This is a genomic window from Rhodopirellula halodulae (assembly GCF_020966775.1).
In the GTDB taxonomy this organism is placed as follows: domain Bacteria; phylum Planctomycetota; class Planctomycetia; order Pirellulales; family Pirellulaceae; genus Rhodopirellula; species Rhodopirellula halodulae.
In genome coordinates, this window is record NZ_JAJKFV010000004.1 from 1 (window position 1) to 22,647 (window position 22,647).

General features: G+C 55.8%; 16 protein-coding genes and 1 tRNA gene. 5 read left to right on the forward strand and 12 right to left on the reverse strand.

The features are described from left to right. Window positions 1–138: 138 nt before the first annotated feature. Window positions 139–212 (reverse strand) — tRNA-Asp (locus LOC70_RS03920). 303 nt (window positions 213–515) lie between these two features. Between LOC70_RS03920 and LOC70_RS03925 the strand changes: the two genes are divergently transcribed. Continuing rightward, window positions 516–716 (forward strand): hypothetical protein, encoded by a 201-nt coding sequence (locus LOC70_RS03925; protein WP_230251974.1) that lies wholly within the window; start codon window positions 516–518, stop codon window positions 714–716. 32 nt (window positions 717–748) lie between these two features. Here LOC70_RS03925 and LOC70_RS03930 read toward each other — a convergent pair whose 3' ends face one another. The 7 genes from LOC70_RS03930 to LOC70_RS03960 all read right to left on the reverse strand — a co-directional run bounded on the left by LOC70_RS03930 (window position 749) and on the right by LOC70_RS03960 (window position 10,743). Beyond that, entirely contained in the window at window positions 749–2,248 is a 1,500-nt protein-coding gene (locus tag LOC70_RS03930; RefSeq protein ID WP_230251975.1) for a DUF1501 domain-containing protein, read from the reverse strand. 53 nt (window positions 2,249–2,301) lie between these two features. Next, window positions 2,302–5,907 carry a PSD1 and planctomycete cytochrome C domain-containing protein gene (locus LOC70_RS03935; RefSeq protein ID WP_230251976.1) on the reverse strand — a complete coding sequence of 1,202 codons (3,606 nt, stop codon included), beginning with the start codon at window positions 5,905–5,907 and terminating at the stop codon, window positions 2,302–2,304. Between the two features lie 117 nt (window positions 5,908–6,024). Then, window positions 6,025–6,618, reverse strand: coding sequence for a flavin reductase family protein (locus tag LOC70_RS03940; protein WP_230251977.1), 594 nt, complete (start codon window positions 6,616–6,618; stop codon window positions 6,025–6,027). After that, on the reverse strand, window positions 6,615–7,415 hold the full coding sequence (locus LOC70_RS03945; protein ID WP_230251978.1) for an inositol monophosphatase family protein: 801 nt from the start codon (window positions 7,413–7,415) through the stop codon (window positions 6,615–6,617). Before LOC70_RS03945 ends, LOC70_RS03940 begins: the two co-directional genes overlap by 4 nt. Before the next feature lie 50 nt (window positions 7,416–7,465). Continuing rightward, window positions 7,466–8,584 (reverse strand): serine/threonine-protein kinase, encoded by a 1,119-nt coding sequence (locus tag LOC70_RS03950; RefSeq protein ID WP_230251979.1) that lies wholly within the window; start codon window positions 8,582–8,584, stop codon window positions 7,466–7,468. Between the two features lie 179 nt (window positions 8,585–8,763). Beyond that, on the reverse strand, window positions 8,764–9,699 hold the full coding sequence (locus tag LOC70_RS03955) for an EamA family transporter (RefSeq protein ID WP_230251980.1): 936 nt from the start codon (window positions 9,697–9,699) through the stop codon (window positions 8,764–8,766). Between the two features lie 99 nt (window positions 9,700–9,798). Next, on the reverse strand, window positions 9,799–10,743 hold the full coding sequence (locus tag LOC70_RS03960) for a nucleoside hydrolase (RefSeq protein ID WP_230251981.1): 945 nt from the start codon (window positions 10,741–10,743) through the stop codon (window positions 9,799–9,801). A gap of 342 nt (window positions 10,744–11,085) precedes the next feature. Between LOC70_RS03960 and trpD the strand changes: the two genes are divergently transcribed. After that, window positions 11,086–12,117 (forward strand): anthranilate phosphoribosyltransferase, encoded by a 1,032-nt coding sequence (trpD, locus tag LOC70_RS03965; protein ID WP_315857202.1) that lies wholly within the window; start codon window positions 11,086–11,088, stop codon window positions 12,115–12,117. A gap of 52 nt (window positions 12,118–12,169) precedes the next feature. Here the strand turns inward: trpD and tnpA are convergent, their stop codons facing one another. Both tnpA and LOC70_RS03975 read right to left on the reverse strand, forming a co-directional pair. Next, window positions 12,170–12,637 carry an IS200/IS605 family transposase gene (gene tnpA / locus LOC70_RS03970; RefSeq protein ID WP_230251985.1) on the reverse strand — a complete coding sequence of 156 codons (468 nt, stop codon included), beginning with the start codon at window positions 12,635–12,637 and terminating at the stop codon, window positions 12,170–12,172. 266 nt (window positions 12,638–12,903) lie between these two features. Beyond that, window positions 12,904–14,439, reverse strand: coding sequence for a sulfatase family protein (locus LOC70_RS03975; RefSeq protein WP_390888996.1), 1,536 nt, complete (start codon window positions 14,437–14,439; stop codon window positions 12,904–12,906). Between the two features lie 168 nt (window positions 14,440–14,607). Between LOC70_RS03975 and LOC70_RS03980 the strand changes: the two genes are divergently transcribed. Together LOC70_RS03980 and LOC70_RS03985 are read left to right on the forward strand one after the other, a co-directional pair. After that, window positions 14,608–16,071: a sulfatase family protein gene (locus tag LOC70_RS03980; RefSeq protein WP_230251988.1), complete on the forward strand. Its 1,464-nt coding sequence runs from the start codon at window positions 14,608–14,610 to the stop codon at window positions 16,069–16,071. 172 nt (window positions 16,072–16,243) lie between these two features. After that, on the forward strand, window positions 16,244–18,625 hold the full coding sequence (locus LOC70_RS03985) for a hypothetical protein (RefSeq protein WP_230251990.1): 2,382 nt from the start codon (window positions 16,244–16,246) through the stop codon (window positions 18,623–18,625). Window positions 18,626–18,770: 145 nt separating this feature from the next. On the opposite strand, the gene LOC70_RS03990 is transcribed toward LOC70_RS03985, so the two are convergent. Next, window positions 18,771–19,166, reverse strand: a complete 396-nt coding sequence (locus tag LOC70_RS03990; protein ID WP_230251992.1) for a hypothetical protein — start codon at window positions 19,164–19,166, stop codon at window positions 18,771–18,773. A 439-nt stretch (window positions 19,167–19,605) separates the two neighbouring features. Here LOC70_RS03990 and LOC70_RS03995 point away from each other — a divergent pair, with 439 nt between their 5' ends. After that, on the forward strand, window positions 19,606–21,021 hold the full coding sequence (locus tag LOC70_RS03995) for a glucose-6-phosphate isomerase (RefSeq protein ID WP_230251993.1): 1,416 nt from the start codon (window positions 19,606–19,608) through the stop codon (window positions 21,019–21,021). Window positions 21,022–21,274: 253 nt separating this feature from the next. On the opposite strand, the gene LOC70_RS04000 is transcribed toward LOC70_RS03995, so the two are convergent. After that, on the reverse strand, window positions 21,275–22,588 hold the full coding sequence (locus LOC70_RS04000) for a DUF1552 domain-containing protein (RefSeq protein ID WP_230251994.1): 1,314 nt from the start codon (window positions 22,586–22,588) through the stop codon (window positions 21,275–21,277). Window positions 22,589–22,647: the final 59 nt, after the last annotated feature.

A 22,647-nucleotide genomic window follows, 5' to 3' on the forward strand; every position in this document is an offset into this window, starting at 1 on the left:
CCAACGACGCCCTTGCGAATCGGATTCAATTCCCCATGAACAGGGCTTGGTCGGTGGCAAGCACCGACTGGGGTTGCCAGCTTCGCTGGGCAAACCAAAAAAAGCCCAGCTCAAATGAGCTGGGCTTTTTTAGAAAAGCGACGCGGACGGGACTCGAACCCGCAACCTCCGGATCGACAGTCCGGGGCTCTAACCAATTGAGCTACCGCGCCTCATTGAGGCTGATTTCAACCGAGTCAAACTCGTTTCAATCTTCTTCAAATGCTCGCAACAAGATGAAGAAAGTGTCATCTCCGTTGTGATGGGCTGGAGTATATCCATGCTCGGATTGGTTGCAAGGCCGGTCTGAGGCGTCCCACAAAATTTTGTTTGGTGGGCATCTTGGGGCGTCCAATCCTGCCGGTTCTAACGATCAAACCTTGCGGGAAAATCGCATCTCGGACTTTCTGCGTTCCAACGCCAGAGTTTGTTGTCCGCGCGGTGGGGTTCGAACTAGCTTTGAATGCACCTAGCTCGTGAAACACCTGGATGCAAATGGGAGTTCCGATATGGACGCTTTCTTGCTCGCCTTTTCAATCGTTGATTACTTCTGGGATTGTTGGTGGGAGTTCGAACATTACTTCACCCACCTGACCAAATTTCAATGGATGCTGCTGTCAGTCGCTTCCGTACTGTTCGGCTTCTTATGCCTGCGCGGCGACCGCTTTCGCATCTGATCGTTTGAGCTGAACAATTCAGCTTCGAACCATCAGGCCAATATCTCGTTGACCACCCGTGCCTCTTCGACACCGGTGAGTCGCTGATCCAATCCCTGGAAGGGGTACGTGAATCGCTCGTGGTCGATTCCCATCTGGTTCAAAATCGTCGCGTTCAAATCACGAATGTGCACCCCGTCGCGGACGATGTTGTAGCTGAACTCGTCCGTTTCCCCATGCACAACGCCTTGCTTAATGCCGGCTCCGGCCATCCAAATGGAGAAACACTTCGGATGGTGGTCGCGACCGTAGTTGGTCTTTGACAGTTTGCCTTGGCAATAGATCGTGCGTCCAAACTCGCCGCCCCAAACCACCAACGTGTCATCCAGCAAGCCACGTTGCTTCAAATCAGTGAGCAAGCCAGCCGACGGTTGATCGGTGTCGCGGCATTGATTGGGAAGGTCCTTTGGCAAAGCGCCATGCTGATCCCAACCGCGATGAAAAATCTGGGTGAAGCGAACGCCGCGTTCCGCCATCCGCCGCGCCATCAAACAGCAATTCGCAAACGTCCCCGGCTTGGTCACATCGGGACCATACAGATCCAGAACGTGTTGCGGTTCATCGCTGAGATCCGTCAACTCAGGAACGCTGGTCTGCATCTTGAACGCCATCTCGTACTGCGCGATACGAGCCTCGGTTTCCGGATCATGCAAACGATCGAGCGTGTTGCGATTGAGTTCCGCAAGCGTGTCCAGCATCCGCCGACGGACCCCCGAATCGATGCCGTTGGGGTTCGACAAATACAACACCGGGTCGCCGCTGCTGCGCAGCGCGACGCCTTGGTACTTGCTGGGCAAAAAACCACTGCCCCACAATCGATTGTAAAGAGCCTGAGCTTGTTTTCGCCCGGTCCAAGAAGCGGTCATGACCAAGAACGCGGGCAAGTCCTCGTTCTCGGTTCCCAAACCGTATGACAACCAAGAACCCAACGATGCCTTGCCCGGCAACTGGTTTCCCGTGCAGATGTACGTGATCGCCGGATCGTGGTTGATCGCTTCGGTGTACATCGATTTGACCAAAGCAATTTCATCGACCTTTTTGGCCATGTGCGGAATCAACTCGCTGGCCATCGTCCCGTTGGCGCCATGCGGCGCAAACTTGTAGATGCTGGGTGCGATCGGGAAACGAGCCTGCCCGCTGGTCATGGTGGTCAATCGTTGGCCTTGCCGGATGGACTCTGGCAAATCCTTGTCAAACCATTCCGCCATGGTCGGCTTGTGGTCCCACATGTCCATCTGGCTGGGTGCACCTGACATAAACAGATAGATCGCGCGTTTCGCCGCGGGTTCGTGGTGCGGCAATCCGGGTTGTCCAGGCACACCGGCATTCGGAACCGGCGTCGGAGGCGTGTCGATCGAAACAGTTTGACTGTCCGCCGCCTTCGACATTCCTGGCATGCTGGCCAGTGCCGCGGCACCAAGCCCCGCTGCGGCACTGGAGAACAACGAACGCCGAGTCAAATGCTGCATGCGTTCTTGAAGAACTGACGACATCAACGGCGATTGCATGATTGAGTTCCAATCTTCGCAAGGGAATTCTGAGCGACTCATTTACAAACCACCTCGTCCAAGTTCAAAAGTGTATTCATGACGACCGTCCAAGCTGCCCAATCCGGGTTGGGTGATCCAACCAACGCTCGAGCTTCCTCCAATTGAACGGTGTAGTGTTCCGTCAGATCTGTCAGCAGTGCTTCCAAAGCACGTAGCTCGCTGGTCTCAATCGGACGCAGCGTCACGCGTTGAAAGACCGAACGCAGTCGCTCTCGCGAATTGGCTTCCCAATCCGATGGATCCGGAGTCGGCAACGAGATGACTTGCTCGGCCATCGCGCGAGCTGCATCCATGGCCTGCGTTTCGTTCAGCAATAACAACGCCTGCATCGGAGTGTTGGTCCGCTCTCGTCGTGCCGTGCATGATTCACGACTGGGTGCGTCAAACGTGGACATCACGGCGGGAGCACTCGTGCGTTTCCAAAACGTGTAAACGCTGCGACGCAGTGTCTTGTCACCTTCGTCCGCGACAAAGTTGGCCGTGTTGCTGTCCGTGTACCCGACGGCTTCCCACAATCCAGCAGGCTGAGGTGGTTTCACACTCGGGCCGCCACGTTTGGTCACCAAACGCCCGGAGACCGATAGCAACTGATCACGAAGCGTTTCCGCATCCAGACGGAACCGAGGACCGCGAGCAAAGAATTGATTGTTCGGATCAACAGCCAACATCCGCTGGGTTGCGGTGGCATCCCGTTGATAAGCCTCCGTCATCACCAAACGCTTCATCAGTTCTTTGACATTCCATCCGCTTTCGCGAAAGTCGATTGCAAGTTCATCCAGCAACTCCGGATGCGTGGGTTGGTGACCTTGGCTGCCAAAGTCTTCGCTGCTCTTGACCAACCCTTGGCCGAACAATTGTTGCCAGAACCGGTTCACGGCCACCCGTGACGTCAATGGATGATCGTCCCGCAACAACCACTTGGCCAAACCCAAACGATCGTTCGGTGCGTCCTCCGGGAACTCCGGCAAGAAACCCGGCGTGGCTCGTTCGACCTTGTCTCCCGGTGAATCGTACAGGCCACGCTGCAAGATGAATGCGTCGCGAGGTTTGGACGTTTCTTTCCAAACCAACGTGGTGGCGATTTGGCCGTTGACCTTGTCCCGCATCGCAATCATGCCGTCTCGCATGTCTTGCAATGCCTGCCAACGAGGATGATCGCAAACGATTTCGCGATAGAAAACCTGTGCGGACTGCCAATCGAGTGCCTGTTCGGATTCATCACGAACGTCCACCTTGGCGAGTCGATCCTTCAACGCATCGGAGAACTGCATGGCGGGTGACTTGATCGCATAAGTCACCTTGGCGGGGCCCTGGCGATTCACATGGCGAATGAAGAGGTGGTTGTCTCCCTTCTTCAAGTCCAGCGAATGCCGTTTCGCGAGCGGTTTGAACGTGTCACTCTCTTGCTTGCCAAGATTCTGTTTCGCGACTTCTTTGCCGTTCAAATAAACCACGCCGCCATCGTCGCAACCAATCATCAGTTCGACCTTTTGATCCGATGGTGACCGGACGATTTGATGAAGCACCGTGACGGAAGGCTGCTCATCATCCGCCGGCAACGTGTTGGGCAGGATCGCAACCACGTCCGCGTGATGCTGCCACTGAAATTCGCGATCGCTATGCGTCACGACTTTCGATGCATCAAACTCGTTTTTGTCTTCGCCAGCGAATGCGTTCTTGAGACCATCGCCCGCGTTCTGAATTGGCAACGGTCCCACCAAGTGAACTTCGCCCAAGACAATTTGCTGGTCAGCCGGCAATTGCCCCATCGAGCTGTTCAGCGACAACGTCACTTTGCGAAGCATGTGAGCCACGTGAACCGATTCGTAGTGCAACGAGACTCGGATCTGTGCGTCGGGTGATTCAACGTAATTTTTCAAATCGGGAATTTCAAACCAAGCGGTCCGATCGCCGGTTTGCTGATGCCCCGCGACCGCCCATCCGGTTGTCGCGTCGATCTTGCCGTCGATGGCGTTGCTGATCGCGAACTCTTTGCCGGATTGCTCGACGTTGGCTCGTGCGGATCGAATTTTGAGAGCGGTCCATTCAGCGTCCGAATTCGGACGGGTCTCGATTTTGATTTCGCTCAACACCGCGTTCTGATTGGACGCCGTTCCAACACGTGGATGGTCTTTGTCGGTGTGAGCGTGCAACTGCAACACCTTCCACGGCCCATCGGAAAGCGGTGAAACGATTTGCATCACGTCTTTCGCGGGCGGTGTGCCTTCCCACTCCACCGAAGCATCGTCATTGACCTTGGCTTTGCCGCCTTGCGTCGTGCTGACTTCCGATGGATGCAACTTGACCTGCAAGGAATCCTCCGACTCTGAAAGCGAACGCTGCCATTCCAGTTGTGCAGCGTCGACTTCCGGCAGCGGCCCTGCAAGTTCGCGATCCAGTTCGGCCAGATCAGATGCGAGTTGCGTCAGTTCGGCTGATTGCTCCTCCGAAGGAACACGAATCACAGGCGCGTGATCCTTCGCGTTGCCGTCCATCGCTCGGCCATCCAACGAATTGAAATAGGCTGACAGAGCGTAGTAGTCTTTCTGCGTGATGGGATCGAATTTGTGGTCGTGGCAAACCGCACAACCTGTCGTCAGCCCGAGAAAGATCGTTCCAAACGAATCCGTCCGATCGCTGACGTTGCGAGCGAATACCTCGTCGTAGATGGATCCACCTTCGTTGGTCGTCACGTTCAATCGGTTGAAACCGCTGGCGATCTTGTTCTTGAGCGACTGCGCTTCGTCAGACTCGTCCAACAAGTCACCGGCCAACTGCTTGGTGATGAACTCATCAAATGGCATGTTTTGATTGAACGCTTCGATAACCCAATCACGGTACGGCCACATTTCGCGATAGTTGTCCAGGTGCAGCCCGTGTGTATCGCCGTAACGCACAAGGTCCAACCAGTACCGAGCCATGTGCTCGCCGTAGTCCGGAGTGGCCAACAGTTCATCGACCAAGTTTTCATAGGCGTCCGGTGACGAATCTTTCACGAACGCTTCGACCTGCTCTAACGTTGGCGGCAAACCGGTCAAATCCAGCGATACCCGACGAGCCAACGTGCGCCGGTCGGCTTTCCCCGCCGGCGACAAACCCAACGATTTCACTCCCGCCAAAATCCACTGATCAATGCGATCCGAGTCCGACGATTCCGCCCCAGGAACGGGCTTGCGCTGCGGTGTGGAGAACGCCCAGTGGGATTCGTAAGGTGCCCCTTCGGCAATCCAACGTTTCAGCAACGCGACCTGAGTTTCTGACAACGGTTTGTGGTATTCCGTTGGCGGCATGATCATGTCTTCATCGTCGGTGACGATGCGTTCGATCAACAAGCTCGCCTCATGGTCATCCGTGTCGATCACATCCGCGATGCCATCGGCCGAATCCAATCGCACGCCGGCTTGGCGATCGTGCTCATCCGGTCCGTGACACGCGAAACAGTGATCCGACAAAATGGGTCGGATGTCACGCCCAAAGTTCACGGTCGACTTCGTGTCGGAGCTGTCCGCCGATAGCTCGTCCGCAGAAAGCGGAGCCGGAGTGAGTAGCGAGGTGACAAACCATCCACTCAAGAGGCAGGACGCGAGAACGTTCCAGTTCATCAAGTTACCCGGGAAGGAGAAAGGTTGGGTGGGGCGGTGGGAAAGCCCAGTTTACTACCAACCTGGAATTGCTCCAAACCAATAGACTTCACACCCCGCAGGGGTGCGTGCATGGGGTCACTCAAAGCGATCTCGAGTTCGCGTGTAGCGTGGGCCCCCCATGCGTCCGATCGTGAAAATGCGTTCTGGGTCGGGCAAGCCGTTTTCACCGGTCACCGAATCGGCGACATAAAACGAAACGATCCGTCCGACGACCAAGTTGGCTCCACCACGACCGGGTCCCAACTGCATCGACGTGATCACTTCACATTCCATCGCCGCCAAAACGTCCGCGACGCGAGGCACAGCGATTTTCTCCGAAGGAGCTTTTTGCAAACCGGACAAGACAAACTCGTCCTCATCGGCTCGCACCTCCGCCGCGGTTTGCTTCATCGATTCGGCGAACTCTTCCGTCACGACGTTGACCACAAACTGACCGTTGGCTCGAACGTTTGCGAGCGTGTCTTTGGCAGTCCCATCCAATCGGTTGACCGGACAAAACATCACCGTCGGTGGATTGGCTCCCACACCACCAAAGAAACTGTACGGCGCCAAATTCGCAATCCCGTCCGGCGAAAGCGTGGAGACCCACGCAATGGGACGCGGCGTGATCAACGCGACCATCGATTCGTAGACCGCGCTGATGCTGACTTCATTGGGATCGATGATCATGTGCCACTCAATTGCTCGGTGAGTCGCGATTGCAATTCAGGCGTGGCGGAAACACAAAACTTTGGGTTCCAATCATCAAACGCTTCGCCGCCGTACCCTTCCAACACGGCACCGGCTTCGCGAGCGATCACGGTCCCCGCTGCGGAATCCCACGCTGCAACGTTGGTCGCCCAGTACCCATCCAAACGCCCCGCGGCGACGTAACACATATTCAGTGCACACGATCCCAGTCGTCGCAGCGACCGACAACGTTCCAGCACCTTGACGAACCGAGTGACCTCAGGGGAATCGCCCGTCACGCCCGCTCGAAAGCTGCACGCGATCAAGCTCTCGTCCAACTGCGTGCAATCACTGCTGCTGATTGGCTTCTCGTTGCAGAAAGCTCCTTGGCCATCGACGGCCGTGAACATCTCATCGCGAGTGGGATCGTAGATCACGCCCAATCGCATTTTGCCCGCGGAGTACAGACCAATCGAAACCGCGAAGCTCTGTAGTTGATGGACGTAGTTGACCGTTCCGTCCAACGGATCGACGACCCAGCACGGTGGTGCATCGCTGTCGCCAGCCAAGACGCTGGCCGGCGGATCGTTTTCGCCTTCTTCTTCGCCGACAAAGGCATAGTCAGGATGCCCCTGCGTCAAAATTTCGCGAATGGCTTTTTGCGACGCCAGGTCAGCATCGGTGACCAGATCTTTGGGGGCTTTCTCACGCACGACGCGATCATCGCGTCGGGCCATCAACTCAACCGCTCCGGCGCGAGCGGCTTCGACGGCTAGCCTCAAATGGGCATTGTCCATGAAGTTTGTCTTGGGGTTGGTTGGAGGCGTTCCGATCGGGTCGGAAGCCGTCAGTCGTTTTCCAACCGACGCAACTCTTCCAACCACAAACGAATGTCATTGTCGTATTCCGTCGACATATTGCCAATGATTAGCTGTCGATGGAATGCCGCTGCCCCCTGTTCCACATGCTCCGCGGCTTCCGCACTAACGAAACGCAGCGTTGGATCCGGGGCAATCAGGCCACGTAAAAAATTCATGAGCAACGCGTTGCGAAGCACCTCTTCCGGAAGAATCCGTTCCAGATTCATCGGCAATTCACGTTTGGCTTGCAGCAATTCGCCAAGATTCTTCGTGTTGTTGAATGGATTGAAACCAGCCAACAACTCGATCAACACATATCCCACGCTGGCCAAATCACTTCGCGGAGTGGCGTCCAAATTGTCCAGCACTTCCGGAGCCGCATAAAGAGGCGTGCACTCTCGATCTTTGGGCGGATTCCGGTAGTCGATGGACGAACCCATGTCGATCAATTTGGTGTGCCCGCTGCGTTTCAGCATAATATTCGCGGGCTTCACATCCCCGTGAACAATGCCGTCACGATGCAGTGCGGCCAACGCGGCCAAGCATTCTCGCACGATCGCCACGGCCACACCGGGTTTGAATCGAGACTGTTCCGGGCCTTCGGTGATGATGACGTCGTTGATGTACTTCCAGCGTTTGGGCGTGATGTGATCACGCAATAATTCCAAACACTTTGGCATGACCAATTGACGAAGGTCATAGCCGTCGACCCATTCCATCAACATCACGCGAATGCGGTCACGTTCGAAAAAGTTCTGAACGTCCAACAGGTTGTCGTGCTGAATCAGCGCGATGCGAGCCGCGATCGACGCGATTCGCTGCATGGCGTCGTCGTACGTCCGAGCGTCGGGAAATCGTTCCGGCGAAAAGATCTTCATCGCCACGGGAACGGTGAAGCCATCCGTGCCACGGTGCTCTGTCAAATAGACCTCGCCTTGACCACCGCGTCCTAACATACGACGCAGGTGATAGTGACCGGTCCAGTTCATCTTGCGACGACGAGTCAGGTCGTCGTAGCGAGAAACCAGCTTGGGGTCACTTTGGTTGGATTCCTCCCCGAGATACGTGATCGTCGGAACAGGTTCGTAGCGAGTGGTTGCAGGCATACCATTTAAACCGTTGCGGCGGCTTCCTTGTCACCAAACATCATCCAGCAACCAACATTGTTCGCCGGGACGCTCTTACTTCAAGCGTTAAAGTCTAGCTTGACTGTGAATACGTTGTTCGTCGATCGCTAAAAAAGAGCATGGGATGAGGGATTACCAGTGAAGGCCGCTGAAGCAGCCTATTTCCCCGACAAGATCAACGCCGCGCCGAACAAAATCCCCGCAACGCAAAAACCTTTGCGTCGAAGGTTCACTTCGCCCAAACGTGACGCTCCAAGAACTAACGCGACAACGACACTGCATCTCCGCAGCGTTGAAACGACAGATACCATGGCCTCCGGGTTCGCCAGCGCTGTGAAGTACACCAAATCAGCTGCCAACAGCAAAGGACTGATGCACCAAACGGCCGCCCGGAACTCAAACTTAGACGCGACAGGACGCTCATCAGTTCCCGACTCGGCGATCAACCGTCGTTGCCGTGCCCAATGAATCGCCAAAGGCGTCATCACCGGCAACATGTAAAGGGTAAACCACGCCTGAACCGTTGCTGGTGAATATCCACCTTTTTGCAGTAAGAATTTGTCGTAGATCGAGCTAAACGCTCCCAACAAAGTCGCCACCAACATGCATCCGACCCACCGATCCGTGGTGAATCGTATCCCTTCGGAACGGCCAATCGTCGAAAAGATCCAAAACGACACGATCACGATGGCGATCCCCATCCACTGCACACTGCTGGGACGTTCGCCCAGTGCTGCAATGGCGATGGCGATGGTCCACACGGGACTGGTCGACCGGATCGGCGCGGCAATCGACAACGGCAAATGCTTCAACGCAAACAAAGCCAACGTCCAGGACGCTCCGACCAGCACGCTTTTGGCAAACAGCATGGCATGGTCGGTCCAGCTCAGCGGTTGAACCATCAAGAAATCAATGGGGAACGCTTCGCCAAGCAAACGCTGCGACAACAACAGCGGTCCCCAAATTCCAACACCAACGCACGCACTGGCGAACAACACCATCGGCACCGCATTTTCGCGAGCCGCCAATTTCTTCGCCAAGTCATAAACGCCCAGGAGCGCCGCCGACACCAACGCCAACATCATCCAGGTCATGATTCCGCGGCTATCAACCGAGCCATCCTGGGGTGAGAGCGACTTGCGGGTTCATCAATGATCGACCGAGCAAGTTCAGCGGGTTGTTTGCCAAACGCTTCAACGAGTTTGCTGGCCGGCGTAACGAATGCTTCGAACAATCGCGTCGCGAACATCGGCGACACTGGCGCGCCGCGCGACTTCCATGTTGACACTCCATTCCGGACGCAAGCGTCGATCGAAAACGGTCATGCCTCGCGTCAGCGCTCCGTTGACTTCTACGTCACCCGCCATGTCCTCCCACTGAAACAACTCAGGCTCGCTGACCGCGATGATAGCCGTGGCGTCTTGCAAGGGAATGACTTCGCGACCGAGTTTTTGATGCGAGATCCGGAACTTGTACGGCAAGATTTTGTGAAGCAACTTGCCCGCCCGCGTCGTTTCGGCTGGCAACTTTTCCAACAAGTCGACTCCAAACGTAACGCCATCGGTCACGTCCAAAGGCACCAAGCTCTTCGTCGTCGCGGAAGCGAAAACCTGTTTGGCACTGGCGGGATCAAAGAAGAAATTCATCTCCGACACGGCCGTCGCATTGCCGCTGTGCGAAACCGCGCCGCCGCTGATCACGACCTTGTCAATCAACGGCAGAACCGACGGGTCCATGCGACACAGACGAGCCAAGTTTGTCAGCGGCCCCAAACAAACCACCGTGATTTCACCCGGATGCCGACGGATCAAGTCCGCCATCAGCTTGTCACTGGAATGGTCGTTTTGGCGAGTGGCCGACGGAAAGTTGTAACCGGCCAAACCATCCGGCCCGTTCAAATGGCTGTCGTCCAGCATCGGTGGATCGTTGGGGACCGCAGCTGTTCCGATTTGCGGATAGCGTGCGGGATCGAGCTGATCAATGATCCCCATCGCGTTGGTGTTGGCCTGCTCCGCATCCACGGTGCCAGCGGTCGGCGTGATCGCAACCACATCCAAACGAGGGTCAAACAAAGCCATGGTGATCGCCACGGCGTCGTCGATGCCCGGGTCACAGTCGATGATGATCTTTCTGCTCATCCCATCAGTTTAGGTTCTTCGAGTGACTCGGGCGAGACCCTTCCAGCTGGCGATGCTTGCTCAAACGTCAGTGGAATGTCGTCCAAACGAAAGCCGACTTCGCGGGAAGAATCGCCTCCGCAAACCAACGAAGCCAGAGGGTGCTGGACCACGAACGTTGAGCGGTGGTGGGTCGCGACGGTTCGTCGCGGCAGACTACACTTTCATTTCGCACGCCAATCTCGATCACCGTTGTCGATCGCTGCAAATCCGAAGTTGCAAGTTCGACATCGCCCCATCGATGAAGCATGCGTGTCAAGCATGCTCGTCCCGCTTCCTTCCGCTTTTCGCGTTTCTGATCCGATGCCTGATTCTGTTTCCGCTGATTCGCCGCTTTCATTCTCCGGTGCCATCGAGTGGGCTCAGTCGGGCAAGGACTTGTCAGCCGAGCAAACCGGTTCGCTGATCGACTTGATGTTGCAAGGCACCGCCAACGAAGACGAGGTCGGGCAATTCCTGTTGGCCCTTCGCGAAAAAGGCGAGGCGGTCAGCGAGTTGGTCGGCGCGGCTCGAGCGATGCGTCAACACATGACTCGGATCGATCACGACCACGAAGTGTTGCTGGACACCTGCGGCACCGGCGGCAGCGGTTCGGGAACCTTCAACATTTCAACTGCCGTCGCAATCCTCGCGTCCGCCTGCGGCGTCGCGGTGGCAAAACATGGCAATCGCAAAGCGACCAGCCGCACGGGATCAGCCGATGTGCTGGAATGCCTGGGCGTCAGAATTGAATCGGAGCCTGAACAGGTCTCCAAACGATTGAACGACATTGGTGTCTGCTTTTGCTTTGCTGCGAAATTGCATCCGGCGATGCGACACGTGGTGTCGGTTCGTCGAAAACTGGCGGTGCCCACACTCTTCAATTTGCTGGGACCACTTTGCAATCCAGCCGGTGCCACCCATCAATTGCTTGGAACCTCGTCACCAGATACGCAAACCAAGATCGCGGCCGCGCTCGCTCAACTGGACACGCAGCGAAGCTATGTGTTGCATGCGGAAGACGGCCAAGACGAAGTCTCGCTCGACGGTTCGACGCACTGCATGGAAGTCGCCCCCGGCACGCAATCCGACCACACTTGGACGCCCAGCGATTTTGGTCTGACGCCGGTGCATCAAACCGCCTTGGCCGCCGCCGACCCGCCCGAGTCAGCCGAGATTATCCGCAACCTTTTCGCTGGCTCGCCCGGACCTCACCGCGACACGGTCTTGGCGGGCTGTGCCGCGGCCTTGCAGTTGGTCGGCAAAGTCCAAACGCTCCCACAAGGCGTCCAGCTCGCCGCCGAAGCCATCGATTCCGGTGCCGCCAACGAACAACTCCGCCGCCTCGCGGAATAACCATGTTCGCGTAACAAACCCGGCCTTGCATTGAAAGGAATGCGGGTAGGTGTCAACCGTGGAGTTCTTGATCAAACACAAATTCCTTGCGGTACTGGACGCAGTGGAGATCGAGCAACTGCAAGAACTCAGACTCGTAGCTTTGTTTGGCGTGATGCTCACGCTGACGATCGATGTATCGCGAAACCGCTGCCTTCACGGATTGACTGACGGAGAAAACGCCGTAGCCCGTTTGCCATTGAAATTTCGCGGGTACCTTTCGCTGTTCGTTGATCCACTTTGACGAATTGGCTTTGATCAGCCGAAGTGTGTCAGCGATCGCAAACGACGGATGCGATTGGAACAGCAGATGAACGTGATCCTCCACGCCGCCAGCTTTTACGAGGTTCGCTTTGTGTTCCCGAAGCGTACCACCGATGTAGGCAAATAACTCGTCTTGCCAATCGTCTCGGATGAGTTTAAAGCGATTCTTGGTGCTGAACACCGCGTGGAGCAAAATGTTTGCGTGGGTTGATGGCATGTTCAAGAGCCGTTGCTTTGGGATACCGCCCCTCTGGGGCTTGCTGAAATTGCCTGCCAACTGCACCTGGGGTTGACACCCCAGGCTATCTCATACCGTCGCTCCGCGACTGCAGTACCCTCAGGATGCACCTACTCCCACCAACCGACGCGATCCATCACTCGCGGAGCGAGGACATGTGCTAACCCGGGGTGAAACCCCGGGTGTCGGTAGGAGATATATAATGCGGAACCCCGGAGGGGTGACATCCAACGCGTTGAACCGGCTTACTCCGGGTAGGCGTCTTCTCGGATTCGGGTGAGCAACTGCTTCATCGAAGCGACTTTTTCAGGGTACTCCGCGGCGACGTTGTCTCGTTGGCCAATGTCGACGGAAAGGTCGTAGAGCTCGTGAGGTTGCTTGTCATCGGAGGGGACTTGCCGTTTAGCTTCCCAAGCTTTATCGCGACCGCTGACATAACCGCTTTTCGCATCCACCAACAACCAATCGCCATCCCGCAACGCGTATTCTCCTTGACGAGTATTCTGCACCAACGATTGGCGGTGTTTCTGCTTGGCATTCTTCAACAAGGGCATCAAACTCTTCGAATCATGAGCCTGCCCCTCCGGCACCTGAAACGACAACGCTTCCGCCAACGTTGCGTACAAGTCGACTTGGGAAACCAAGGCGTCACACACCGATCCTTGTTCGGTCACGCCAGGCCAGCGAATCAAAAACGGCACGTGGTGGCCGCCTTCGTACAAGTCGCGTTTGAGCCCTCGAAATGGCTGCGACGACCAATGGTCAAACTTCTCATCTCGAGCGTAGGCGTAACGTTCGGGACCATTGTCCGCGGTGAAGATCACGATGGTGTTGTCGCGTTGTCCGGATCGATCCAAGGCACGCAACAACTGCCCACATGCATCATCGGTTTCGCAAACGAAGTCCCCATACGGCCCGGCACCCGATCGACCATCGAATTCATCGTTGGGAATGATGGGTGCATGAGGTGACGGAAAGGCGAAGTACAAAAAGAACGGTTGATCGGTCTCCGCTTGCGATGTGATGAACTCCACTCCCCGCCGAGTGGTCGTTGGGATGTTCTGGTAGGGATCCCAATCGGACGTCATTGGACCAGGGCGACATTCCCAATTGCCTTCTTTGATTGGCTTCCACTTGGCCGTGTCCATGATCGTATCGGGAGCCTTCACCACTCGATCATTTTCGATCCAGCAATACGGCGGAAAGTTGATCACGGTGTCACCAAAGTACGAATCGAACCCATGATCCAATGGCCCATCGGGAATCGACTTGGACCAATCAAAGGCGTCCGGACCGTACCCTTTCTTCTTGCCCTCGCCGAACGTCTTTGCATCTGGCTTCTTGATCGCGTCCCAATCCCACCCCAAGTGCCACTTCCCAATGGCTGCCGTTCGATAACCTTGTTGTTGAAACATCTCTGCCATCGTGAGCTGTTCATCGGCAAAGACGGACTCACCAAACGCATTCACAATGCCATGAAATTCGCGCCAGTGATGGCGACCGGTCAGCAGTGCATAGCGGCTCGGCGTGCATATCCCTGAGGAGGAATGCCCATCCGTGAACCGCATTCCTTCGCGAGCCAATTGGTCCAGGTTGGGAGTTGGAATTTTCGAATCCGCATTCTGGATGTTCAGATCGCCGAAGCCCAAGTCATCCGCGTAAAGAATCAACACGTTGGGCTGGGCCGATTCCTCCGCAAACGCTTCCACCGAAACGCACGCTTCCAAACAAGCGATCGCATATGCGGCGAGAGCCACTCGCATGATCATTTGGCACGTCATCGTTCGGAGCTTTTCAAAATCAGTGGGGTGCGGATGTGGGGACAAATTTGGCATTCATGCTCTCACGTGAAAAAGTTCAACTGAACCATTCGAAGCTGCTACTCTATCTCGACTGATCACACTCGTGTGTCACGTCCCCCTGATTCCCACCTTCTTCTCAAGAACACCATGTCTGCACCTTGGATCAACAAGGGATCGTTCGCGTTCTCTTTGCCCGTTTGCAACCGTTTGATTTGCTTTTGCTTGACGTTTGCTTTGGTCGGGAGCGGTTTCAGTGCTTTCGCCGCCGAGCCTGCTGCCGAAACGAAGGCTAGCGAACGCCCGATGAATGTTTTGGTTTTGTATGCCGACGATTGGCGTCACGACACGCTGGGCGTGGCGGGCAATCCCATCGTGCAAACCCCCACCTTGGACAAGCTTGCCTCGCAAGGAATGCGATTCACAGAAAACTGCGTCACAACCGCGATCTGCGGTGTCAGCCGTGCGTGTCTGTTCACAGGACAATGGATGGCGTCGCACGGATGCAATGGATTCAGTGCGTTCAAAACTCCCTGGGAGCAAACCTATCCTGGCGTCCTTCGCGACAACGGTTACTACGTCGGTCACGTTGGCAAATGGCACAACGGCAAGTTTCCCGCCGAGCAGTTTGACTTTGGTCGCTCGTACTACGGACGCCATTGGTTCGAGATGCCCGATGGTTCCAAAGTCCACGTGACCCAGCGCAACGAAAATGATGCATTGGAGTTCTTGGATTCTCGGCCAAAGGATCAACCGTTCTGCTTGACCGTCGCTTTCTTTGCCACGCACGCGGAAGATCGCAGCCCGCTTCAATTTCTGCCTCAACCGGAGAGCATGTCGCTCTACCAAGACGTTGAGATCCCCGTTCCGGACAACGCTAACGATGAGTCGTTTCATCGGTTGCCCGAGTTCGTTGCGAACGAAGCCAATGAGGGACGCAACCGTTATCACTGGCGATTTGATACTCCGGAGAAGTATCAAATCATGATGAAGAACTACTACCGCCTCGCGACGGAAGTCGATTCCACCTGCGGACGCATCCTGCGTGAACTTCGGTCCCAAGGCGTGCTGGACAACACGTTGGTGATCTTCACGACGGACAACGGTTACTACCACGCCGAACATGGCTTGGCCGACAAATGGTACCCGCATCAAGAAAGCATCCGCGTGCCCTTGATCATTCGCGATCCTCGCATGAACAAAGACTTGCACGGCACCACCAACGAGGACTTCACGCTCAGCGTCGACTTGGCACCGACCATCCTCAGCGCGGTGGGCATGCAGACGCCAAGCTCCATGCAAGGCCGTGATCTAGCGGATCTCTACGCCGGCGATCGAGAGAAATCGAAACCATGGCGAGAGGAGTTCTATTACGAGCACCCAACGATTCGCGACAAGAATTTCATTCCTCGATCCGAAGCGTTGGTTCGCAAGGAATGGAAGTATTTCTACTGGCCCGAGTTCGATCGCGAACAACTCTTCCACATCGCGACCGATCCCCATGAAGAAAAGGACTTGGCCAACGATTCAGCCCACGCGGCGAAACTGCAGGAGATGCGAGCCCGTTTCAAGGAACTGAAAGACGAAGCCGCCACGGAAGCCAAGTCTTCCTGAGTCGCGAATTGGGCCAGCATTTGTGATCAATCGTTTGCAGTCTGACCTAAGAATCGTCGCACTCGTGCGTTGTGAAAACGAGTTTTTTAAGTCTTCACGGTTTAGAATCAAGTTTGAGCGAAACCGACACGGTCTCGCTCGCATGCTTCTCATCCCCATTCGGAATCGCACGATGAAACGCTTCGCTCACGCGCGGACCGCTCTCGGTTCGCTGCCAAAACTCTGTTTTGCATTCTCCCTATTGGTCCTCGGAAGCAACACCTATTCGCCGTGTTGTACGGATGCGGCTGAGACAACTTCCGTTGAACCGATCGCGGATAAAAAGACGGACACGATTCCCGCCGTGGAACTGCAACTGAAATCGATCACGTTGCACGCGGCTGGGAAAGGCTGGTTTGAATACCACGGCACCATCAACGGACCGGGCGTCTATTCCGTGTCGGTGGGCGAGTTTGAACTCAACGAAGCCTTGCGAGTTTCGCGTTTGAATGACTCGGCCGGTGCCGGTGAGATTCGTATGGCTTCCCCACGCGACCCGGTCATCCCCGAAGTTCAACTCCCAAGCATTCGAACGCTCGGGGATTTGCTGGTGTCGATGAAAGGCCGCCGTGTGGTCGCAACGGAACATACCGGCAAGTCACTCAATGGCGTTCTGATTGCGGTGGAACAACGGCAAGCCATCGAAGGCGAACAGCGTTACGAACGCGAGATGGTGACGATCTTGACTGACAGTGGGTTGCAATCGACTTGGCTGGACGATTTCCAATCCATCGAACCGCTGGACGAAACCTTTCGGATGCGTCTGCAGGAAGCACTTCGCAAGCAATCTCAACCGGCCGAACTGCGAACGGACGAAGTGGAGTTTGTATTTGAAGATGGACCTGAAAGAGAAGTCTCCATCGGCGTCATGCGATCAGTCCCGATGTGGAAAGTCAGCTACCGAGTGGAAGGCGACAAGTTGATCCACCGCAGCATCGTTGACAACACATCGGGGGAAGATTGGTCGGGCGTTTCACTCAACCTGATCGACGGCAGCCCGGTACTGTTTTCAATGGACATGCGTTCCATCGCTCGCACCCAATTTAATCAACTTGCTCGCCCAACACGGCGAGTCGCCATGGCACCTGAATTTAACGAAACGCTGGGCCGTGTCAGCGGAGTGGACCAAGAGTCCACCGTTGGAAAAATCAGTCGCCGCGTTCGTCGTTCTGATGCACCGTCTGCCGGAATGGACGACATGATGATGGGAATGGATATGGGCATGGGAATGGGCGGTGGCGGCGGAATGGGAGGCATGGGTGGTGGTTCGTTGGGTGCCTCCCGCGGTCGATCGTCGACCGAAGAAGACTTTGGCTTTGCTCCCGAAGCAAGTTGGGACTCGCTCAGCCGAGCGATGAGCGAAACGTCCAACGCTCCGGCGGGTAGCACGCTGGAATTGCAATTCGAAGACGTCGACTTGAAAGACGGCAAAACAGCTCTGTTGGATACACTGGTCCAACCCGTTTCCATCGACGATGTCTCGGTTTACCGCCAGTCGTATCATCCGACGGCAACGTTGTTGTGTTTGGAAATGGAGAACCAAACTCCGGCGTTGCTTCCATCGGGACCGCTCAGCGTGATGGCCGGCGAAGCGATGCGATCCATCCTCGGCGAAGTCGTCTTGCCGGACCTCGGTCCCGCCTCAAAGCGATTGGTCGGCTACGCGATGGATGGCGGCGTCCGTGTGACACCGCATCCGACTGAGAATTCAACGACGGTACAAAGTATTCAGCTCGATTCCAAATTGCACCGACTCACCATCGAAACATTGCACCAGCGAGAAACTCGGTACGACATCCTGAACCGCAGCGGGGACGATCGCACCGTTCTGTTGGAGTCACCTGAAACGCCACAGCCATACAAGATGGTCGCCATGGACGACGATTCAGTCACCGTCGAAAACGCGGACAAGTGGACTCGATTCCGTTTTGATCTCGCCAATGGTCAGTCGCGAAAACTGGTTATCCGTGAGCAACACACACAGAAAGATCCACAACGATGGCACGAAGTTTCGCTGGATCGACTGCAAGCCTGGATCGCAGAAAACAAGTGGAACGAAGAACAGACCACAACACTTCGCCACATCGTTGAACAACGTAAGAAGCTGATGGAAATCGAACGCGAACTCGAAGGCTTGCTGGAACTTCGAAACCAGTTGAAGGATGAGGTGGAACGAGTCTCGAATCAACTCACACGCCAACGCGGCGCGTCAGCCTTCCCACGTGAAGTGCTGGCACGCTACCAAAACGATCTGATCAAGCTCGAGAATCGATTAACGCAGTGCGAACAACGCATGCAGATGAAAGCCAAGGAACGTTGGCAATTTGTGGATGCGTTGGGAATGGACCGTCAGTTGCCGGCCAACCTGTCGGCATTGCGAAGTGCTGCGGTCAATGCCGAGTGGATGTTGGGTGAGGAACCGTCCATTGGTGAAGACGAGGGTGAAGACAATGCGACCACGCGTGACACTCGTCGCAGCAATGATTCGTCCAACGACGATCCCTTTGGGAACTGAGCCCTGAATGGCCCAGAAGGCTTGATCGTCTCAGGCAGCTTGAGCGACTCAAACAGCTCGAAGCTATAGCAAATTGCAATCCCGCATCCCCGCGGGCGCGGCTCCACGCGAGCGCCCCATCAGGCGTACCCATCAGGCGATTCGTTCAGTTGTCACTGAAATGCAGCTTCAGGTTGCGTTCGCGTCCCAGCGGATTGCTGCGGTAACGGCGATAGCACGATTCGCACAAATCGAAAGACTGCGTGACCACCTCGCCGGTCGCAATCGAATCATCGTGCAACTCGGCCGGATCCTCCACGCCCAAGCAATCTTCATCGGTTTCCGCACGTGGCATCGCGATGTCGTGATCCATGATCTCAGGCAGATCATGACCGTCTGCGACGTCCGCTTCGATCGCTTGGTGTAACGCATCCAAGTGATCAATGGCTTCGTCGTCATTCCATTCTTCTTCCGATCGTTGCACCTCAATCAAGATGGTGTATCGAGAGCTTTGGGTGGGGTCAATTTCTTGTCGACATCGATCACATGTGTAGTGAATCATCTCGAAGTGACTCGCCAAAATGAAAGAAAAGGCAATCGCCTGGAAGAGAACAGTTCGGTAACGAACTTCATGGTGTCGATCGTCTCGCTCGCTCAAGCATGCCAAGCGATCGTTCAACACCACTTCATGTTACTTGTCCGAGAAGGGTGCTCGCAAGCATTTTTGTTGAGTGCTTGCATACGATCTTTTCTCGTCCCCAACCGCTTCGATGCTTGCAAACAAACACCGCTGCGCAACACGTTGACACGCAGAGATGAATCCAACGACAAACTCAGCGCCAATCGCAGTTGAAATTTGAATCTTGCGTGTGCATCTGTCGGCACCCTGACCATGCCGTGGGGATTCAGTATCATCTTCGTGCATTGACACCGCCGTGTCACTTCTTTATTTCGCTGTCTCCCTGACACTTCACTCTCAGACATTTCACACGGGCCCCATCATGAGCTTGCTCCGTTTCGACGCTTCCGGATCCATCAATGACGACTACGGAATCACTCAGGCCCAAATTGATTCTTTGAAGGGCCAGATGGAAACCCTTCGGACCGAGATGGTGGAAACCGATCGTCAGCAATACGACTCCGGCGACGTCCCCGCGGACAAGCAACCTTTGGACGCCAGGTTCTTTTGGTTGCCCGAAGAGCTGCTGGAAGCCTACGCCGAGAAACGCGAAGAATCCGAATTGGGACGGATTTTCAAGGTCGCCAACGGTTTGCACGATCAAATTGACGCGGCCGTGGTCTTGGGCATCGGCGGTTCCTACATGGGCGCTCGTGCGATGATGGAAGCATGCTGCGACCCGTATCACAACGAGATGAGCCGAGCCTCGCGTGGCAGCAAACCACGGATGTATTTCGAGGGCAACAACGTCGACAACGACGCCTCGGACTCGCTGCTACGTCGTCTTCGCGAAGGAGGCTACGGCGACACCGACGCTGAAAAACGTCACGCGATCATCGTGATCAGCAAGAGCGGCGGCACCATGGAAACCGCGGTCGCATTCCGACAATTCCTCGCCAACCTGGAGTCGGAACTGGGCGAGAAAGCCGACGAATGGTTGTCACGATTGGTCGTTCCGGTCACCGGCGAAAGTGGCAAACTGCACGACCTCGCGACGGAAATTGGTTGCGATGAAATTTTCAGCGTGCCCGATGGAGTGGGCGGTCGCTTCAGCGTGCTGTCGCCCGTCGGATTGGTCCCCGCCGCGTTCCTCGGTTTGGATTGCATGAAGCTGCTCGAGGGTGCTTCGGCGATGAACGAACACTTCAAAACCGCCGATTACGCCGACAACGTGGTGCTGCAATTCGTCGCCGTGAACCACCTGCTCTCGCAACACCGCGACAAATCCATTCGCGTGTTGAGCGTTTGGAGCAAAGCTTTGGAATCCGTCGGATTGTGGTACGACCAACTGCTCGCGGAATCCAACGGCAAGGAAGGCAAAGGCGTGACACCGTTGACCACGCTGAACACCCGAGACCTGCACAGCCGCCACCAACAACACCAGCAAGGCCGCAACGATAAAGTCTTCAACAATGTGATCGTTGAAAATCAGCGAACCGATTCATTAGCCGTCGGACACAGCAGCCGCAACCAAGACACGCTGAACGACATCGCGGAGAAGACCTTGCCAGACATCATGGCCGCCGCGATCAAGGGAACCAACGATGCCTTGCACGCGGACGGGCGTCCCACGACCGACATCATCCTGCCCCAGATCGACACACATGTGCTGGGTCAGTTGTTCCAGATGCTGATGATCGCCACCGTGATCGAAGGCCGCTTGCTGGGCATCAACCCCTACGGCCAACCCGGTGTCGAACAGTACAAAACAAACATGAACAAGAACCTCGGACGCTGAGTCTTCCGTGGTCTTGAGAGCCCCGTGGCTTTGAGTCCCGTGGCTTTGAAAGACAGCAGTTGCTTCGCAGCTGCTGATGGCGTTGCAGGCGTCCAAGACAAAGTGTCGCCTTTCGTTCCGCGAAAGCCGCGTACCTCGTCAACGGCTTTGAGATTGATCGATGGAGTTCAGCTACCTTCCATTTGACGGCCAGCAGCTCGTTGCCGGATCGGCGTCACTTCGTTCCTTGATCCGGCCTACGCTCAAAGCAACATCAAGTCGCGGGCGATTCGTCTAGTCCGCGAATGCCGACTGCGGTGCTGGATCCAAACGCGTCCGTTTCCACGCCCATTCGCTGGGCCAACTGAACGTACAGATTGCAAAGCGGCGTGTTGTTGCTCTCGTCGTGAGCCACGTAGCTGCCATGTCGGTAACCGCCGCCGGCGAGCAGGATCGGCAAGTTCCGCCAATCGTGCGCACTCGCATTGCCCAGGTTGGAACCGAAGAGCACGGACGTTTGGTCCAACAAACTTCGCGTCCCTTCCTCGATTGACTGCAACTGATCCAAAAACTCAGCAAAAGCTTTCCACTCGGCCAGTTCAATCCGTTTCAGTTCCGCGATTTTGTCGGGGTCTTTGCCGTGGTGTGACAAACCATGCCAATCACTTTGCACGCCTTCGATTTGGGGAACCGAATTCAGTCCCGCCAATTGAAAGGTGATCGTGCGAGTGGAATCGGTTTGCAACGCCAACGCGATGATTCGATACATCAATTGTTGACGCTCGATCGCCAGCGATTTGTCGTGGATGTCTTCCACCGGTTCCGCGTCCACGTTTGGCTTGGGGCGTTTCACCCAACCCTCTGATTGCTGCAAACGACTTTCCAAATCGCGAATGGAACTCAGATACTCATCCAACTTTCGCTGGTCGCGACTGCCAAGCTCCTGCTTCAACGCCCTCGCTCGTGAGCCAACGGTGTCCAACACACTTCGGCCGCGGCGCAGACGATCCAAGTCCTGTTGCACCTCGTGTGGCTTGCCATCGACGAACATCGCGGTGAACAACTTCGACGGCGAGTGTTGAGCCGGGATTTCCACGCCACTGGAAGTCCACGACAGAGATTGCCCGCCGGTCGTCAATGCCAAGTAGGGGAACCGCGTTTGCAAGCCAATGCGACTGGCAATCAATTGGTCCAGCGACACCGTGTTGCGAAACCCGGCCAAACCGGGACGACGCGCGGCGGTCAACCAAGTCAACTCGGACGCGTGGCCGTTATTCCCGTTCTGCTCCGGGTGAGAAAGCCCCGAAAACAAGCTGAACTTGTCTCGGTGATGAATCAGCGGTTCTAGATAAGGCGTCGCCTCATAGTCATTTCCGGCGGTTTGCGGAAACAAGTGTCCGCCATGAAAGCCGAGCGAAGCGCAGATGGCGACGAAGCGTTTCGGCGTAGATTCCACGTCATTGTCGCGAGCCAGAACCTGTTGACCGAGCGTTGGGCCCATGGCTTCAAAAAACGGCAACGCGATCGCCATCCCTCCCGCGGTTCGCAAGACTCGACGACGCGACATGGCACGAGAAGGTATCAACATGAATGAGCTTTCACTGAAATGTTGGACGACGCGATGCGAGGAAACGGAAAGACTGGAGG

What these genes read in the sequence shown, in the direction of transcription:
- LOC70_RS03930 (WP_230251975.1), bottom strand. Translation starts at nt 2,248, where the DNA reads ATGTCGTCAGTTCTTCAAGAACGCATGCAGCATTTGACTCGGCGTTCG.
- LOC70_RS03935 (WP_230251976.1), bottom strand. Translation starts at nt 5,907, where the DNA reads ATGAACTGGAACGTTCTCGCGTCCTGCCTCTTGAGTGGATGGTTTGTC.
- LOC70_RS03940 (WP_230251977.1), bottom strand. Translation starts at nt 6,618, where the DNA reads ATGATCATCGATCCCAATGAAGTCAGCATCAGCGCGGTCTACGAATCG.
- LOC70_RS03945 (WP_230251978.1), bottom strand. Translation starts at nt 7,415, where the DNA reads ATGGACAATGCCCATTTGAGGCTAGCCGTCGAAGCCGCTCGCGCCGGA.
- LOC70_RS03950 (WP_230251979.1), bottom strand. Translation starts at nt 8,584, where the DNA reads ATGCCTGCAACCACTCGCTACGAACCTGTTCCGACGATCACGTATCTC.
- LOC70_RS03955 (WP_230251980.1), bottom strand. Translation starts at nt 9,699, where the DNA reads ATGACCTGGATGATGTTGGCGTTGGTGTCGGCGGCGCTCCTGGGCGTT.
- LOC70_RS03960 (WP_230251981.1), bottom strand. Translation starts at nt 10,743, where the DNA reads ATGAGCAGAAAGATCATCATCGACTGTGACCCGGGCATCGACGACGCC.
- trpD (WP_315857202.1), top strand. Translation starts at nt 11,086, where the DNA reads ATGCCTGATTCTGTTTCCGCTGATTCGCCGCTTTCATTCTCCGGTGCC.
- tnpA (WP_230251985.1), bottom strand. Translation starts at nt 12,637, where the DNA reads ATGCCATCAACCCACGCAAACATTTTGCTCCACGCGGTGTTCAGCACC.
- LOC70_RS03975 (WP_390888996.1), bottom strand. Translation starts at nt 14,439, where the DNA reads ATGACGTGCCAAATGATCATGCGAGTGGCTCTCGCCGCATATGCGATC.
- LOC70_RS03980 (WP_230251988.1), top strand. Translation starts at nt 14,608, where the DNA reads ATGTCTGCACCTTGGATCAACAAGGGATCGTTCGCGTTCTCTTTGCCC.
- LOC70_RS03985 (WP_230251990.1), top strand. Translation starts at nt 16,244, where the DNA reads ATGAAACGCTTCGCTCACGCGCGGACCGCTCTCGGTTCGCTGCCAAAA.
- LOC70_RS03990 (WP_230251992.1), bottom strand. Translation starts at nt 19,166, where the DNA reads ATGATTCACTACACATGTGATCGATGTCGACAAGAAATTGACCCCACC.
- LOC70_RS03995 (WP_230251993.1), top strand. Translation starts at nt 19,606, where the DNA reads ATGAGCTTGCTCCGTTTCGACGCTTCCGGATCCATCAATGACGACTAC.
- LOC70_RS04000 (WP_230251994.1), bottom strand. Translation starts at nt 22,588, where the DNA reads ATGTTGATACCTTCTCGTGCCATGTCGCGTCGTCGAGTCTTGCGAACC.